At 67.3% G+C, this 14,957-nt stretch carries 14 protein-coding genes; 5 read left to right on the top strand and 9 right to left on the bottom strand.

What is annotated here, in order from left to right:
* The first annotated feature begins 91 nt into the window (after positions 1–91).
* The gene (locus ACOZBP_RS12525; RefSeq protein ID WP_422676763.1) at positions 92–1,222 is read left to right on the top strand and encodes an NADH:flavin oxidoreductase/NADH oxidase; all 1,131 of its coding nucleotides are present in this window, start codon (positions 92–94) and stop codon (positions 1,220–1,222) included.
* On the opposite strand, the gene ACOZBP_RS12520 is transcribed toward ACOZBP_RS12525, so the two are convergent.
* The 4 genes from ACOZBP_RS12520 to ACOZBP_RS12505 all read right to left on the bottom strand — a co-directional run bounded on the left by ACOZBP_RS12520 (position 1,177) and on the right by ACOZBP_RS12505 (position 5,621).
* Positions 1,177–3,576: a bifunctional diguanylate cyclase/phosphodiesterase gene (locus tag ACOZBP_RS12520; RefSeq protein ID WP_422676762.1), complete on the bottom strand. Its 2,400-nt coding sequence runs from the start codon at positions 3,574–3,576 to the stop codon at positions 1,177–1,179. The genes ACOZBP_RS12525 and ACOZBP_RS12520 overlap by 46 nt on opposite strands.
* A gap of 106 nt (positions 3,577–3,682) precedes the next feature.
* Positions 3,683–4,081 carry a hypothetical protein gene (locus ACOZBP_RS12515; protein ID WP_422676761.1) on the bottom strand — a complete coding sequence of 133 codons (399 nt, stop codon included), beginning with the start codon at positions 4,079–4,081 and terminating at the stop codon, positions 3,683–3,685.
* A gap of 139 nt (positions 4,082–4,220) precedes the next feature.
* Positions 4,221–4,838: a 30S ribosomal protein S4 gene (gene rpsD / locus ACOZBP_RS12510; protein ID WP_292032585.1), complete on the bottom strand. Its 618-nt coding sequence runs from the start codon at positions 4,836–4,838 to the stop codon at positions 4,221–4,223.
* Positions 4,839–5,006: 168 nt separating this feature from the next.
* The gene (locus ACOZBP_RS12505; protein ID WP_422676760.1) at positions 5,007–5,621 is read right to left on the bottom strand and encodes a superoxide dismutase; all 615 of its coding nucleotides are present in this window, start codon (positions 5,619–5,621) and stop codon (positions 5,007–5,009) included.
* A gap of 189 nt (positions 5,622–5,810) precedes the next feature.
* On the opposite strand from ACOZBP_RS12505, the gene ACOZBP_RS12500 reads away from it, so the two are divergent.
* Positions 5,811–5,999, top strand: coding sequence for a hypothetical protein (locus ACOZBP_RS12500; RefSeq protein WP_422676759.1), 189 nt, complete (start codon positions 5,811–5,813; stop codon positions 5,997–5,999).
* A gap of 124 nt (positions 6,000–6,123) precedes the next feature.
* The gene (locus ACOZBP_RS12495; RefSeq protein WP_422676758.1) at positions 6,124–6,354 is read left to right on the top strand and encodes a hypothetical protein; all 231 of its coding nucleotides are present in this window, start codon (positions 6,124–6,126) and stop codon (positions 6,352–6,354) included.
* Positions 6,355–7,335: 981 nt separating this feature from the next.
* Here the strand turns inward: ACOZBP_RS12495 and cckA are convergent.
* The 4 genes from cckA to fliQ all read right to left on the bottom strand — a co-directional run bounded on the left by cckA (position 7,336) and on the right by fliQ (position 11,741).
* Positions 7,336–9,393, bottom strand: coding sequence for a cell cycle histidine kinase CckA (gene cckA / locus ACOZBP_RS12490; protein ID WP_422676757.1), 2,058 nt, complete (start codon positions 9,391–9,393; stop codon positions 7,336–7,338).
* A gap of 237 nt (positions 9,394–9,630) precedes the next feature.
* Positions 9,631–10,707, bottom strand: a complete 1,077-nt coding sequence (gene flhB / locus ACOZBP_RS12485) for a flagellar biosynthesis protein FlhB (RefSeq protein WP_422676756.1) — start codon at positions 10,705–10,707, stop codon at positions 9,631–9,633.
* On the bottom strand, positions 10,700–11,470 hold the full coding sequence (gene fliR / locus ACOZBP_RS12480; RefSeq protein ID WP_422676755.1) for a flagellar biosynthetic protein FliR: 771 nt from the start codon (positions 11,468–11,470) through the stop codon (positions 10,700–10,702). Before fliR ends, flhB begins: the two co-directional genes overlap by 8 nt.
* Before the next feature lie 7 nt (positions 11,471–11,477).
* The gene (gene fliQ, locus ACOZBP_RS12475; RefSeq protein WP_105564070.1) at positions 11,478–11,741 is read right to left on the bottom strand and encodes a flagellar biosynthesis protein FliQ; all 264 of its coding nucleotides are present in this window, start codon (positions 11,739–11,741) and stop codon (positions 11,478–11,480) included.
* A 243-nt stretch (positions 11,742–11,984) separates the two neighbouring features.
* Here fliQ and folE point away from each other — a divergent pair, with 243 nt between their 5' ends.
* Entirely contained in the window at positions 11,985–12,572 is a 588-nt protein-coding gene (gene folE, locus ACOZBP_RS12470) for a GTP cyclohydrolase I FolE (RefSeq protein ID WP_313001184.1), read from the top strand.
* 9 nt (positions 12,573–12,581) lie between these two features.
* On the opposite strand, the gene ACOZBP_RS12465 is transcribed toward folE, so the two are convergent.
* Positions 12,582–13,412, bottom strand: coding sequence for an alpha/beta fold hydrolase (locus tag ACOZBP_RS12465; RefSeq protein ID WP_422676754.1), 831 nt, complete (start codon positions 13,410–13,412; stop codon positions 12,582–12,584).
* 355 nt (positions 13,413–13,767) lie between these two features.
* Here ACOZBP_RS12465 and ACOZBP_RS12460 point away from each other — a divergent pair, with 355 nt between their 5' ends.
* The gene (locus ACOZBP_RS12460; protein ID WP_422676753.1) at positions 13,768–14,916 is read left to right on the top strand and encodes an acyltransferase family protein; all 1,149 of its coding nucleotides are present in this window, start codon (positions 13,768–13,770) and stop codon (positions 14,914–14,916) included.
* Positions 14,917–14,957 lie beyond the last annotated feature (41 nt).

The raw sequence follows: 14,957 nt of genomic DNA, 5'->3' as shown, positions 1-14,957 counted from the left end.
TGAATAATCGGAAAGGCGGGGGTTGAACGAAACCGCCACAGCCATAGCTACTGTGTCGCCCACCTCCCCGGGACCATCGAAAGACCTCTGCATGAGCCTGCTGTTCACCCCGCGCGCCGTCGGGCCGCTGACGCTGAAGAACCGCATCGTCGTCGCCCCCATGTGCCAGTATTCGGCCGTGGACGGCCTTCCCCAGCCCTGGCACGCCCAGCACATCGGTCGCATGGCCCTGTCGGGCGCCGGCCTGGTGGTGATCGAGGCGACGGGGGTCGAGGCGGCGGGCCGCATCTCCTGGGCCGACACCGGCCTGTGGAACGACGCGCAGGAAGCCGCCTTTGCGAAGATCATCCGCCACATCCGCACCTATTCCGACACCCCCATCGGCGTCCAGCTGGCCCACGCGGGCCGCAAGGCCTCGACCAATCCGCCGTGGATCGACCGGGGCGGCCCCGCCCCCGCCGACAAGGCGTGGGAGACCTTCTCCGCCTCGGCCCAGGCCTTCAAGGCCGACTGGCACACGCCGACGGCCCTGGACCAGGCGGGCATGGACAGGGTGGTCGAGGCCTTTGTCGAGTCAGCGAAACGCGCCGACCGGGCCGGGTTCGATCTGGTCGAGCTGCACGCCGCCCACGGCTATCTGCTGACCCAGTTCCTGTCGCCGCTGTCGAACGAACGGACCGATGCGTTCGGCGGCTCGCTGGAAAACCGGATGCGCTTCCCGCTGCGGGTGGCCCAGGCCCTGCGCGACGCCTGGCCCCGGAACAAGGCGCTCGGCGTCCGCTTCAACGGCTCGGACTGGACCGAAGGCGGCATCACCCCGGACGAGGCCGCCGCATTCGGCGCCGCCCTGCACGCCATGGGCTATGACTATCTGCACCTGACCAGCGGCGGCAATGTCGCCACGGCCCGCATCCCCGGCGACCAGCCCAACTATCAGGTCGCCTTCGCCGAGGCGGTCAAGGCGGCGACGCCTGAGGCCAATGTCATGGCCGTGGGCATGATCGTCACCCCGCAACAGGCCGAGGACCTGCTGGTTCAGGGCAAGGCCGATCTGATCGCCGTGGCCCGCGCCGTGCTGGACGATCCCAACTGGGGCCACCACGCCGCCGTCGCCCTGGGCCAGTCGGAGGGCCTGCCCGTCCAGTACGAACGGGCCGGCGCGGCGCACTGGCCCGGCTATGCGGCGGCCAGGGCCCTGGCGGACGATTCCGTCGCCGCCTGAGCCGGACCTGACGGCGTCGCCGCGGTCACGGCGGCGCCGTTGGACAGGGCGTCGGCCTCGGGCTGAGGTCGGCCCAGCAGGTAGCCCTGCACCTCGTTGCAGCCCTGGGCCCGCAGGAAGGCCAGCTGTTCCGGCGTCTCCACGCCCTCGGCCAGAACCGGGATCGACAGGCTTTCGCCAATGGTCAGGACAGCGCGGATGATGGCCCGCGACTGCGGCGCCTCGCCGTCCAGCTCGGTCATGAAGGAGCGGTCCAGCTTGATCTTGTCGAAGGGGAAGGCCCGAAGGGTCGACAACGACGAATAGCCGGTGCCGAAGTCGTCCATGGCGATGGTGACGCCCAGCGCCTTCAGCTGACGCAGCACATGGGTCGTCCGCTCCATGTCGCTGATCATGGCCGTCTCGGTGATCTCCAGCTCCAGCCGCGAGGCCGCCAGGCCCGTCTCCGCCAGGACCTGCTGCACCAGACGCGGCAGGTCGACATGACCCAGTTGCACCGGCGACAGATTGACCGCGATGCGATGGGGCTCGGCCCAGGCGGCGGCCTGCTTGCAGGCCTGACGCAGCACCCATTCGCCGATCGGCAGGATCAGGCCGGTCTCTTCGGCCACGGGGATGAAGTCCGACGGCGGAATGTTGCGGCCGGTCTCGTCCCTCCAGCGCAGCAGGACCTCATAGCCGGTGGCCTTGCCGGTCTCGACCGAGGCCTGGACCTGATAGTGGAGCTGGAACTGCTCGTTGTCCAAGGCCTCGCGCAGGGCCTGGGTGACGCGGCGCCGGGCGCGGACGGCCTGATCCATGTCGGCCTCGTAGAAGCAGATGTCGACCGTCAGCGACCCCTTGGCGCGGTACATGGCCAGGTCGGCGTTGTTGATCAGGGTCGACAGGTCGTCGGCGTCCTGGGGCCAGAGCGAGACGCCGATGCTGGCCCCGCAGGACAGGTCGGCGTGGTCGATGGTCACGGGACGAACCACGGCCGCGCGAAGCCGCTCGGCAACGGCCTGGGCCTCGGCGCGTGAGGCCACCGGGGCCATGGCCACGAACTCGTCGCCGCCCTGCCGGGCGACGAACTCGCCCTCCTTCAGGGCGTCGCGCAACTGATCCGAAATCCGACACAGCAGCTGGTCGCCGACGGCGTGGCCGTAGAGGTCGTTGACCTCCTTGAACCGGTTCAGGTCGAGGGCGAACAGGGCCAGGGTCTGTCCCGGCTTGATGGTCGCCGTCTGGCGGTTCAGACGTTCGAGGAAGGAGGCGCGGTTGGGCAGGCCCGTCAGGCTGTCGTTGCGCGCCAGATGGGCGATGCGGCGCTCCTGGGCCTGGCGGGCGCGCAGGTCGCGCACGGCGTAGATCATGACCGCCCCCTCGCTGACGTGGTCATGCTTGGCCGACAGTTCGACCGGCAGGACCTCGCCCGAGACCGTCTTCAACGACGACTGCACCATGTCCCCGTCGGCCAGGCGCGCGGCGTCTTCGGCCCAGTCGGACAGGCTCTGGCCGATCAGGGCCTCGCGCTCGACGCCGATCAGGGCGGTCAGGGCGCCGTTCAGGGCGACGATGACGCCGTCGCGCTCGACCGCCATGCCGTCGACGCTGCCTTCGATCAGGTGCTGCAGCCGCACCTCGGCCTGACCGCGCGACTGGCTGTCCAGCGCATAGCTGGCGGCGCCGGCGCCCAGGACCAGCAGGCCCACGCCCGCGACGCCGATGGCGATGGCCTGGTGGGCGTCATTTCCCGTCAGGGCGCCGTCCAGCGGCGCAAAGGGCAGGATGATCATGGCCGACATGGCGGTGAAGTGCAGGATCACGATGCCCAGGACCATGCAGACGATGGCCAGCCAGCGCCCCCGCGCGTCGGCGGCCTTGTCCGCCAGGCGGAAGGACAGGGCGCCGAACAGCAGGGAGCCCGCCACGGCGGCGACGACATAGGCGCTCGACCAATGGATCACCGCATCCACGGCGAACGCCGCCATGCCGATAAAGTGCATGCTGGCCACGCTCAGGCCGAACAGCAGGCCGCCCATGATCGCCGCCCCGCGCAGCCTTTGCGCGGCCAGCAGCAGGGCCGCCCCCGACCCTGCGATGGCCACCAGCAGCGACACGCCCGTCAGGCCCGGCTCATAGGTGACGAGAACGCCGGGCTCATAGGCGATCATGGCGACGAAATGAGTGCACCAGACCGTGGCGCCGCCGGCGACGGCGCCCAGGAAGACCCAGGCGATGCGCGCGCCGGCCCGCGTGCTGCGGACCCGCTTCAGCAGGCTGATGGTGATCCAGCTTCCCAGCACGCAGACAAGAGCGGCCAGGGCGACCAGCGCCGGATTATGGGCGGTGGTCAGGCAATCGACGAGACGCATGGGATCCTGGGGGGAAGGATACTGAAACGACCCTTTCCCTAGAGCCCCAATCCTTAATCCGTGGTCGTCTTAAATGGCTAACAAAGCCTTGCCGTGACACCGGGGGTCAGGACGCCTCTTTCGGCTTGTCTTCCGGGCGCATCATATAGGGGTTGTTGACCGACACCTCGGCGCCGGGCGGCAGGCCCAGCTCCTCGAAGCTCCATTGCAGCTGCACCCCGTCGGATCGCGGCTGGCTGCACTGGTCCTCGTCCACCCGGCGCAGGGTGATGACGGCGCTGTCGCGCAGCCGCGTGATGAAGGGTTTGACGTCAGCCTTGCTGGTGCAGCCGTTCGAGCTGACCCAGAAAACCGCCGTGTCGCGCGTAAAGGCGGCGGCGTGAATGGGCTCCAGCTGGCCCGGCATGTCCGCCGTGCGCACCGCCGGATCGCCGGACGTCGTGGCGCAGGCTGCCCCCGAAAGGGCGACGGCGGCGACGGCGCAAAGGGCGATGGTTCGTCTCATCTCGGCCTTCCGGAGCGGACCCCTGTCCGCCCGTGCAGAATGCGCTGCTTCTTTCCCCAAGGGAACAGCGATCCTGAATAAGAAAGAAGCCCCGGTTCTCACCGGGGCTTCCATCAACTCTATCGTCGAACGCCTGAAATCAGGACGAGTAGTATTCGACGACCAGGTTCGGTTCCATCTTGACCGGGTACGGCACGTCCGACAGTTCGGGAACGCGCACGTAACGGATCGAGAAGCCGCGATCACCCTGTTCCAGGTAATCGGGGATGTCGCGTTCCGACGACTGCTGGGCTTCAAGCACCAGAGCCATGCTGCGCGACTTTTCCTTGATCTCGACAACCTGGCCCGGCTTGACGCGGTACGAACCGATGTCGACCTTCTTGCCGTCGACGGTCACGTGGCCGTGGCTGACGAACTGGCGAGCGGCCCAGACGGTCGGGACGAACTTGGCGCGGTAGACGATGGCGTCCAGACGCGATTCCAGCAGGCCGATCAGGTTTTCCGAGGTGTTGCCCTTGCGGCGGCCGGCTTCATCATAGATGGCCGAGAATTGCTTCTCGGTGATGTTGCCGTAGTAGCCCTTGAGCTTCTGCTTGGCCTTCAGTTGCAGGCCGAAGTCCGAGACTTTCGACTTGCGGCGCTGACCGTGCTGGCCGGGGCCGTACGAGCGCTTGTTGACCGGAGACTTGGCGCGGCCCCACAGGTTTTCACCCATGACCCGATCGAGTTTGTACTTGGCGCTATGGCGCTTGGACATAAGTCACTCTTCATGCTGATGCGGCCCGGCCCCTCCCCGATTGGAGCGGCGATCTCAACGGCGGTCCACGCATCGTCCGTAGTCAATCTGCGCCTCGGGCCGGAACCCGATGCGAGAAGGGCGGGCTTATGAAGGCCCGGCCCTCCAGAGTCAAGCCAGACGGGCGTTTCAGCCCTTGGCGGCTTCGTACAGCTCGTTGACCTTGTTCCAGTTCACCACCGACCAGAAGGCCTTGAGGTAGTCGACGCGGCGGTTCTGATACTTGAGGTAGTAGGCGTGCTCCCAGACGTCGGCGGCCAGAAGGACGGCGCCCTTCTCATCGGCCACGTCCATCAGCGGGTTGTCCTGGTTCGGGGTCGAGGTGACCTTCAGCTTGCCGTCCTGCAGGATCAGCCAGGCCCAGCCCGAGCCGAACTGGCCGGCGCCGGCGGCGTCGAAGTCGGCCTTGAACTTGTCCAGACCGCCCAGTTCGGCGTCGATCTTGGCGGCCAGCTCGGCCGAGGGCTCGCCCGCCTGATCGGCCGGGGCCAGCAGTTCCCAGAACAGGCTGTGGTTCCAGTGGCCGCCGCCGTTGTTGCGCACCGCCTTGGGCAGTTTCGACATGGTGGCGAACAGCTCTTCCAGCGACTTGCCCTGCAACGAGACGTCGGCGTCCACGGCCTTGTTCAGGTTGTCGACATAGGTCTGATGGTGCTTGTCGTGGTGGAAGGTCATCGTCTCCTTGTCGATGGCCGGTTCCAGCGCGTCATAGGCGTAGGGCAGCGGGGGCAGGGTGAAGGCCATGGGGAGCTTCCTCTTGGGGGTTTTCGAGTCTTCTGCACCCTATCTAGGGCCGCGCGCGAAAGACCCAAGCCTTTAGGCCGGAGTTTGTTCGGTTTTTTGCCGAAAACGCCCTGATCTGGAACTGGACGGTCCAGACGGCTGTTCCTCCCCAGCCCCCTATCGCCAACACTGTTCGGAAAGGAGGAGGACATGCCCTCGCGATCCCTCCGCAAGTCCGCGCCCCTGAGCGACGCCGAAGCCGAGTCCCTGCGGTTGCAACTGCTGGAGATCATCCCCCGCCTGCGTCGGCACCAGCTGCTGGATCTGGCCGACACCCTTCACGAAGCCGCCCGCGAACGCCGCAGCGGCGAGCCGCGCCATTTCGACATGAGGGTCTAGCCGACCCTTTTCGTCCGATCAGGCGGCGCGAAGATAGTCTCTGACCCTTGTGCGGCGCGCCCGGACAGGCAGACTGCCTGGCGTGTTCGACAGGGGCGTCCTCGTGCTGAGACTGTGCATCATCTTGACGACCGGACTGACGCTGTCCGCCTGCTCGACCGGTGTGACGGAGTCCTTGCGCGCGGCGGACGCCGCAGCCTCCACCGCCCAATGCCGAACCACGCCGCAACCGGGCGGCGGTTCGACCATGGACTGCACCCTGTGGCAGCGCACCACGACGACAACCACCACCACCCGGCCCAATGGTGAAACCACCACGACCGTGGAGCGAACCCGCGCTGGCGGCGACACCTAGCCGGATTTCGGGCGCCACGCGCTTCAGCCCCCGGGCCGTTCCCGCCCGCGCTTTGGAGGTTGAGCGTCAAAAGCGGCTGCGGCGAATGTCAGCTGAGGGTGGAAAGCGGACGCTCTATGCGGAGGTCCGCCTCACCAATCTGCCATAGAGATAGCCCGCTAGAATGCCAGCCGCAGGTGCGCTTACTGCCGTTGTCACTGCCGCAATTTGACGGAACCCGTACGGCGTGAAGCCTAGCACTAAGGCCAACCCTCCGTATGAACCCAGCAGTAGAGGCCCAAGTATGATCCCCGCAGCGGCATGGGCTGCGCCGGATAGCCCCCCTGCGACCATGTAGCTTCGGCTGTCATCCCTCAGGCTCGCAATCGCGAAAGATGGGGCAAGGAAGATAGCTGCGCCGATAAACCCAAAAGGCACCGACAAGAGAGGCCCCAGGAATACGTCGTAGAGAAGCCTACCGAAACTGCTCCATAATTCACGCCCAAACGAGGTGTAACCGAGTAGCTGTCGTGTAGCGGCTGGCGAGCCGTCCATGCTGACGATGTACGGTAGGGTGTCGAACGCCCACAAGAATATCGAACCCAAACCCATGGTGAAGGCTGGCGCGATCACCGCCGCCATGGCCAGGCCGAAGATTGATAACTTCAAAAGGCAGCCCCCCGCACTCTCGAATTTCAGGATAGCTTAAACCCATGACCTTCACCAATGTCCGCAATGGGTCGATTTGCGAACATGACTACCGACCCGAAAGCACGCCGTCATCCCGGCCGTAGCGAAGCGAAGAGCCGGGCCCCAGGCGTCTGGACCTGATGCGGGCGGGGCTTGAAATCCGCCGCCAGGGTCGCGGGTTCTGCTGCGCAGCCCGGGGATGACGGCGTGGCGTCATCAAGCCCGCGTGGAGGTCCTGCTTCACGGCCAAGGTCTTGATGTCCAACGGCCTGCCCCCTTTCCTCCCCATTTCATGAGGAGGAAAGAGGAGTATCAGCCTGCGTGCAGTTCCTGCTTCACGCGTTCAGCCAGGGTCTTGATGTCCAGCGGCTTGGGCAGGAAGGAGACGCCAGTCTCGTCCTGCAACAGGTCCGAGAAGTCGCTCTCGGCATAGCCCGAGATGAACATGACCGGGGCGTCGCCGAGGAAGGGCCGCGCCTTTCTCAGCAGGGACGGACCGTCCAGCCCCGGCATGATGACGTCCGAGATCATCATGTCGATCTGGCCCGCCCATTCCTCGGCGAGGATCAGGGCCTCCTCGCCGTCGCAGGCCTCGATCACCTCATAGCCGCGCTGGCGCAGCAGGCGGGCGGCGATGCCGCGCACGGCGGCCTCGTCCTCGACGAACAGGATGCGGCCGGCGCCCGACAGGTCGCGCGGGGCGGCCTTGACCGCCTTTTCGACCACCGGGGCGGCGACCAGCTCCTCGGCCGAGGCGGCGGGCAGGAAGATGCGGAAGGCGGCGCCGGCGCCCTCCAGATTGCTCACGCTGATGTGCCCGCCCGCCTGCTGGACGATGCCATAGACGGTGGCCAGACCCATGCCGGTGCCCTCGTTGACCGCCTTGGTGGTGAAGAAGGGCTCGAAGATCTTGTCCAGCAGGTCGGGCGGCACGCCGGGGCCGGTGTCGGACACCTCGATCAGGGCGGTTTCGCCCGCAGCCTCGCGCCAGCCCAGGTCGCGGGCCTGAGCCTCGGTCAGGCGGCGGGTCCGAATCGTGACCACGCCCGCACCCGGCTCGACCACGCCGCGCATGGCGTCGCGGGCGTTGACGGCCAGGTTCATGACGGCGGTTTCCAGCTGGCTCTTGTCAGCCAGGACCAGGGGCATGTCGCGGCCGTAGTCGGTTTCCAGCCGCACGTCCTCGCGCAGCAGGCGGCGCAGCAGGACGGCGAACTCGCCGACCAGTTCGCCCAGGTCCAGACGCTCGCGCCGCACCGTGGACTTGCGCGAGAAGGCCAGCAGCTTCCTGACCAGATCGGCGGCGCGGATGCCGGTCTGGCGGATCTGGTTCAGGCCGTCATAGGAGGGGTCGCCGACGGGATGCCGCTCCAGCAGCTCGGACAGCTGCATCTGGATGGCGGTCAGCAGGTTGTTGAAATCGTGGGCCACGCCGCCGGCCAGCTGGCCCACGGCCTGCATCTTCTGGGCCTGCGACAGCTGCAGCTCCATCGACTTCTGCGACGAGACGTCGAACAGCCAGACGCGGCGCTTGTCGCCTTCCGGGGCGACATAGAGGTGCAGGTGGCGGTCGGGATAGGCGCGCGCCACCAGCTCGATCGGCCCCGAAGACCCGGCGGCCAGCTTGGTCCTGGCCTCGGTCACGCCCGCCAGGTCGAACAGGTGGCCGAAGGCGGCGTCGCCCGAGGCGGCGGGGCCGGTTAGGACGGCCAGCGCCGCGTTGGAATCCTCGGCCTTGCCCGCGAACAGGTCGTCGCCGGCGATGACGGTCGAGCCGAAGGGCGCGCCGGCGGCCATGGCGCGGGCCTCGCCGCTGACCTTGGCGGGGGCGACCACGGGCGCGGTCTGCGGCACCGGCAGGACGGCGTCCGGGGCGGCGCGCACCAGGAAACGCCCCTGCCCCGCCTGACCGATCAGGACCTCGATCTCGCGCGCGCCGATCTGGACGATGGCGCGGCCCTGATGGCCTTCGCGCGCCTGGGCGAAGGCCATGTAGAGGGCCTGGGCCGACTTGCCGCGCGGAAGGGCGGTGACGGCGCCGTTCTCCTCGGCCCAGGCGCCGTTGTAGGCCAGGACCTGACCGGACGGCCAGACCAGGGCGGCGGGCTCCGCCATGGCGTCCAGCATCTCGACCGCCGTGTCGCCGTTGGCGCGACGCACCTCGGCGCGGCCGAAGGCGAACAGCCAGATCAGGGCCGTGGCCCCGGCCGCGAAGATCAGGATCAGGCCGGGCGCCGTGAAGGCGTTGGCGCGAAAGGCCGGATAGACCATGGCGGCGACCGCCAGGGCGAAGCCCAGGGCCATCACCACCAGAAGCGGATCAAAGGTCGGACGGCGAGTCGCCGCTGCTTTGGTCTTGGAAACGGTCATGGCGCCTCGCCCGCGCGAATCAGTGGTGGTCAGCATATCGAAGCTCGTTCCAGCACCCTAACGGGACGCCTCTCCCTCCCCGTTCGGGGAGGGTGGTCGCGCAGCGACCGGGTGGGGAGGGCTTGGCGAAACGGACGCAGCGCTTGATCAGCCATGCCGCCCCCACCCGTCTGACGCGAGGCGTCAGCCACCCTCCCCATGAAGGGGAGGGAGAGGCGCAGCGCTTCGGCCCCGTCCTCACCGCCGTTTCCGGCTCTGCATGACGAAGCCGATCACCTTGGCCGCCGCCTCGAAATGTTCGCGCGGGATGACCTCGTCCACCTCGACCGTCGCATAGAGGGCGCGGGCCAGGGGCACGTTCTCGACGATGGGCACGCCGCTCTCCCTGGCCAGCTCCCGGATGCGCAGAGCCACCGCATCCACGCCCTTGGCCACACAGGTCGGGGCGCCGTCGCCTTGATCCGGCTCGTAGCGCAGGGCCACAGAGTAGTGGGTCGGGTTGGTGATGACGACCGTGGCGCCGGGCACGGCCTGCATCATGCGCTGGCGGCTGCGCTGCATGCGGATCTGCCGCAGCTTGCCCTTGATGTGGGGGTCGCCCTCAGTCTGCTTGTAGTCTTCCTTGGTTTCTTCCTTGGTCATCCGCATCCGCTTGGCGAAGCGGAACTTCTGCCAGATGAAGTCGGCGCCGGCGGTGAAGGCCAGGAAGATCAGGGCCGAGATCATAAGGGCCGCCGCCAGGTCGCGGGCGAAGGGCAGGATCATGGCCGGGCTCATGGCGGCCAGGTTCTCCAGCTCGCGCGTGTGCGGCTTCAGCACCTGCCAGCAGACGGCCCCGATGGCGACCAGCTTGAGAAAGGTCTTGATGAACTGAACGATGCCGTCCGGCCCGAAGAGGCGCTTGAAGCCGGACAGGGGACTGACCGCCGACCACTTGGGCTTGATCTTCTCGGCGGTGAACATGAAGCCCGACTGGAACAGGTTGCCGCCCACGCCGCCGACAATGACCGCCAGCATCAGCGCCGCCAGGAAGGGCGTCACCGCCCAGACCGCGCGCATGCCGATCTCCAGACCCGCGCCGGCCTCCAGCCCGCCGATCATGGCGTGGGGCTCGGCCAGGAAGGGCAGCATGTCCTCGGCCATCTGCTGCGAGAAATAGCCGCCGCCGATCAGCAGGACCGCCGTCGCTCCGGCCAGCGACATGGCCGACGCGACGTCCGGCGACTTGGCGACATCCCCCTTCTTGCGGGCCTCCTCAAGCTTTCGCGGGGTGGCCTCTTCGGTTTTGGACTCGGGATCGGAACCTTCAGCCAAGGCTCCCTCCCGTGAACACCCGCGCCAGGGCGCGATAGCGGTCGATGAAGATGGTCCCCAGCACGCCGAGGCTCAGCGCGAAGATCGAAAGCCCCAGCAGGACGCTGAGCGGGGCGGCGGCGAAATAGACCTGGAACGCCGGCATGACCCGCGCGATCAGACCCGAGGCCAGGTTGAAGATCAGGGCGAAGACCAGGACCGGGGCCGACAGCTGGACGCCCAGCATGAAGCTCTGGCTCAGGGTTCTGACCGCCATGGCGGCGAAGTCGGACGTGATCATCGGCTTGGCGGGCGATATGGCCTCGTAGGAGCCCAGGATGCCGGCGATGAACAGGTGGTGGGTGTTGGTGGCGAAGATCAGCGTCACCCCCAGCAGCATCAGGAAGGCCGAAAGGGTCGAACCCGGCGAGGCCTGCAAGGGGTTGGCGGTCTGGGCGAACCCCAGGGTCGTCTGCTGCGAGATGATCTCGCCCGCCGTGACCAGGGCCGTCATGAAGCTGCGCAGGATGACGCCGATGGCCAGACCGGTCGCCACCTCGCGGATGATCCAGCCCACCATGCCGCCCAGGGTCGGCGGCAGGGCCGGCAGGGTTCCCGCCACCAGCGGCCACATGACCAGCGACAGCAGCAGGGCCAGCGACAGGCGCACGCGCGGCGGCACATAGGATTCACCAATGCCGGGAATGGTCATCAGGATCGCGCCGACCCGGGCGAAGATCAGCCCGCCGGCCCAGATCTGTTCGGCGGTGGCGTAGGACTCCATGCCTCGACTACATCCCGGCGATGCGGGCGGCGATCTCGCGCATGAAGCCGCCCAGAAGCGCCCCCATCAGCGGCAGGAACAGCAGCAGCGACACGAAGATGGCGATGATCTTGGGCGCATAGATCAGGGTCTGTTCCTGAATCTGCGTCAGGGCCTGAAACAGGCCGATGACCACGCCGACCACCAGGCCGACGACGAGCACGGGCGCGCATAGCTGGATCGTCAGCCAGATGGCGTCGCGGCCAATATCCAGAACTTCCGCGCCGCTCATCGACCACCCCAGGGAACTCGGCAGAAAATGCCGACAGGATGGTTAACAGGCCGTTTACCTCCGAACTTTCCTCTCCATTCCATGGGGCGGTGGATCGGACGCGAAGGCGGTCGAGACGGAGGGGACGACGCCGGGGTCAACACGAGAGGCGCATTGACCGGCCAACCTCGCGTCGCCCCCTCCCCATGGGAATGGGAGGAAAGCGGCTGGATTGATCGCCACGCCCAGCTATATGGACAAGCCATGACCGACCACGCGCACAAACCCTCCGTCTCGCAGGCCGAAGCCGAAGCCGCCGTCCGCACCCTGATCCAGTGGGCGGGCGACAACCCCGACCGCGAGGGTCTGGTGGAAACCCCCAAGCGGGTGGCCAAGTCCTATCGCGAGCTGTTCCAGGGCTATGAGGTCGAGCCGCGCGAATATCTGGAGAAGACCTTCGAGGAGGTCGGCGGCTACGACGAACTGGTCGTGCTGAAGAACATCCGCTTCGTCAGCTTCTGCGAACACCACATGCTGCCGGTCGTCGGCGTGGCCCACGTCGGCTACCTGCCCACCGACCGGGTCGTGGGCATTTCCAAGCTGGCCCGCGTGGTGCGCGGCTTTGCGCGGCGTCTGCAGATCCAGGAGAAGATGACCTCGGACATCGCCCACGCCATTCAGGACGTGCTGCGCCCGCACGGCGTCGGCGTGGTCATCGAGGCCGAGCACAGCTGCATGACCATGCGCGGCGTCGATGTCCCCGGCGCCAGCCTGTCGACCAGCTGCCTGCTGGGCACCGTCCGCGAAGATCCCCGGACGCGCGAGGAATTCCTGCGGCTCGTCCGGGGCTAGCCTCACGCCCTAGCCCTTGATGAAGGCCAGCAGGTCGGCGTTGATGACGTCGGCGTGGGTGGTGCACATGCCGTGCGGCAGTCCGGGATGGATCTTCAGCGTCCCGTTCTTCAGCAGGGGCGCCGACAGCCGGGCCGAGTCGTCGATGGGCACGATCTGGTCGTCGTCGCCATGCAGGACCAGGGTCGGCACGCTGATGGCCTTCAGATCCTCGGTGAAATCGGTTTCCGAGAAGGCCTTGATGCAGTCGTAGTGAGCCTTGGCCCCGCCCTGCATGCCCTGGCGCCACCAGTTGTCGATCACGCCCTGCGACACCTGGGCACCCTCGCGGTTGAAGCCGTAGAAGGGACCGGCCGGCACCTCGCGATAGAACTGCGCCCGGTTGGCCGCCAGGGCGGCGCGGAAGCCGTCGAACACCTCCAGCGGCAGACCGCCGGGATTGGCCTCGGTCTTGAGCATCAGGGGCGGCACGGCGCCGATCAGGACCGCCTTGGCCACACGGCCGTTCGGTTCGCCGTGCCGCGCGACGTAGCGCGCCACCTCGCCGCCGCCGGTCGAGTGGCCGATATGAACAGCGTCCTTCAGATCCAGATGCTTCGCCAGCGCCGCCACGTCGGCGGCGTAGGTGTCCATTTCATTGCCGTTGTCTGTCTGGGTCGAGCGGCCGTGCCCGCGCCGGTCGTGCGCGATGACGCGATAGCCCTGGCCCAGAAAGAACAGCATCTGGGCGTCCCAGTCGTCGGCGCTGAGCGGCCAACCGTGATGGAAGACCAGGGGCTGCCCGCCGCCCCAGTCCTTGTAGAAGATCTCGGTCCCGTCGTCGGTCGTGATGAAAGGCATGGTTTGGCATCCTGTCGCCATGGGCCCGCGAGCCCGTTGGAAGAGAGCACGCACGCGTCTGGCGTCACGGTCAGAAGCCGCACGTCAGATCGGAAACTGGACTGAAGGGGCGGGGAAGGTCGCCCATGCCAAGCCTAGCACGATCGAGGCTGTATCGCGCCCGCCCGCCGATCACGAATCCGCGCGCCCTCTCTCGCAAGGCGTCCTCGGAGGGATTGTCGTCATGGGCGGGCGTGGCTTTCCGTGTCGCCCCGGGTCGTGGCCGTTCAGGCGTATGGCCGTCGGCGAGGAGCCGAGCGTCGCGCCGGCTGACCGGCCCCCTTCTTGCGTGTCCAGCTCTGAAGGAGCCATCGCCATGGGCTGGACCGCGTTTTCGTCTCATAATGAGCCGCCGCCGATCATGCGCGGCGGATGGCTGGACGCCCTGCGGTTCATCGTGGCCTCGCTGATCATCCTGCACCATTTCCAGGCTTCGGCGCCCGTGCCTCTGGCCGACGCCGTGCATCCGGTGTTCGAGCGGGGCGGTTTCCTGCTGACCAACTTCTTCCTGATCGACAGCGGCTATGTGCTGATGCGGGTGTACGGCGCGGCCGTCGGCGGCGGGCGGATGTCGAAGACCGACTTCTTCCTCAAGCGGTCGCTGCGGGTGTTTCCGGCCCATCTGATCATGCTGGGCCTGCTGGTGGCCATGGTGCTGCTGGGCACGGCCATCGGCCTGCCGCCGACCCATCCCGAGTGGTTCGCCTGGGACCAGTTGCCGGCGCAGGCGGCCCTGGTCCAGTCGTTCGGCGTGCATGGCGGTCTGGGCTGGAACGCGCCCAGCTGGTCGATCTCGGCCCTGCTGGGCTGTTACCTCGCCTTCCCCTGGGTGCTGCGCGGCCTGACGCGGGTCGGGCCGTGGATGGCGCTGGGGCTGGTGGTGGTCGGCTATCTGGCGGCCAATGAACTGTGCTGGGCCATCCTCAAGTATCCGGTCTATCAGATGCCGCTGGCCCTGGGCATCTGGCGCGCCCTGCCCCTGTTCGTGCTGGGCATGGGGCTGGCCTGGTTTGCGCAAGGCGTCTGGATCCACCCGCGACTGGCCGGATGGGCCCTGCTGCTGGCCTCGGTCGGTCTGGCTGTGGTCCAGTATTTCGACAAGCACGCCCTGATCTCGCTGACCCTGATCTCCATCATCATCCTGGCGGCGGGCGCCGTGCCGGTGACCAGGCCGTCGAAACTGGTCGAGCAGGCGGCGGTCGTCTCCTTCGCCATGTTCATCTCGAATGAAGTGGTCCGCATCGGCTGGTTCGGCCTGGCCGAGGCCACGGCGAACAGGCTGAACCTGGGCGAAATCTGGCGCTGGGCCCTGTGGATCATGGGCGTCGGCGCGGCCTTCGTCTTCGCCTTCCTGTTCCACTACGGCGTCGACAATCCGATCCAGAAACGCATCCGCGCCTGGCTGAAGAAGCGCGGCCATTCGCGCGCCGAGATCAAGCAGCCGGTGGTGTCGCTGGAAGGCTGATCTGATCCTCCCTTGTCGCGGAGCGACGGGGGAGGGGGCGA

The sequence above is a fragment of the Brevundimonas sp. NPDC058933 genome (assembly GCF_049315965.1).
Taxonomy (GTDB): Bacteria; Pseudomonadota; Alphaproteobacteria; order Caulobacterales; family Caulobacteraceae; genus Brevundimonas.
This window is presented reverse-complemented; position numbering and strand designations above follow the sequence as displayed.

Coding starts and splice junctions, on each gene's coding strand:
- cckA (WP_422676757.1), bottom strand. CDS start 9,393: ATGACCGTTTCCAAGACCAAAGCAGCGGCGACTCGCCGTCCGACCTTT.
- rpsD (WP_292032585.1), bottom strand. CDS start 4,838: ATGTCCAAGCGCCATAGCGCCAAGTACAAACTCGATCGGGTCATGGGT.
- ACOZBP_RS12460 (WP_422676753.1), top strand. CDS start 13,768: ATGGGCTGGACCGCGTTTTCGTCTCATAATGAGCCGCCGCCGATCATG.
- ACOZBP_RS12520 (WP_422676762.1), bottom strand. CDS start 3,576: ATGCGTCTCGTCGATTGCCTGACCACCGCCCATAATCCGGCGCTGGTC.
- fliR (WP_422676755.1), bottom strand. CDS start 11,470: ATGGAGTCCTACGCCACCGCCGAACAGATCTGGGCCGGCGGGCTGATC.
- folE (WP_313001184.1), top strand. CDS start 11,985: ATGACCGACCACGCGCACAAACCCTCCGTCTCGCAGGCCGAAGCCGAA.
- ACOZBP_RS12465 (WP_422676754.1), bottom strand. CDS start 13,412: ATGCCTTTCATCACGACCGACGACGGGACCGAGATCTTCTACAAGGAC.
- fliQ (WP_105564070.1), bottom strand. CDS start 11,741: ATGAGCGGCGCGGAAGTTCTGGATATTGGCCGCGACGCCATCTGGCTG.
- ACOZBP_RS12515 (WP_422676761.1), bottom strand. CDS start 4,081: ATGAGACGAACCATCGCCCTTTGCGCCGTCGCCGCCGTCGCCCTTTCG.
- ACOZBP_RS12500 (WP_422676759.1), top strand. CDS start 5,811: ATGCCCTCGCGATCCCTCCGCAAGTCCGCGCCCCTGAGCGACGCCGAA.
- ACOZBP_RS12505 (WP_422676760.1), bottom strand. CDS start 5,621: ATGGCCTTCACCCTGCCCCCGCTGCCCTACGCCTATGACGCGCTGGAA.
- ACOZBP_RS12525 (WP_422676763.1), top strand. CDS start 92: ATGAGCCTGCTGTTCACCCCGCGCGCCGTCGGGCCGCTGACGCTGAAG.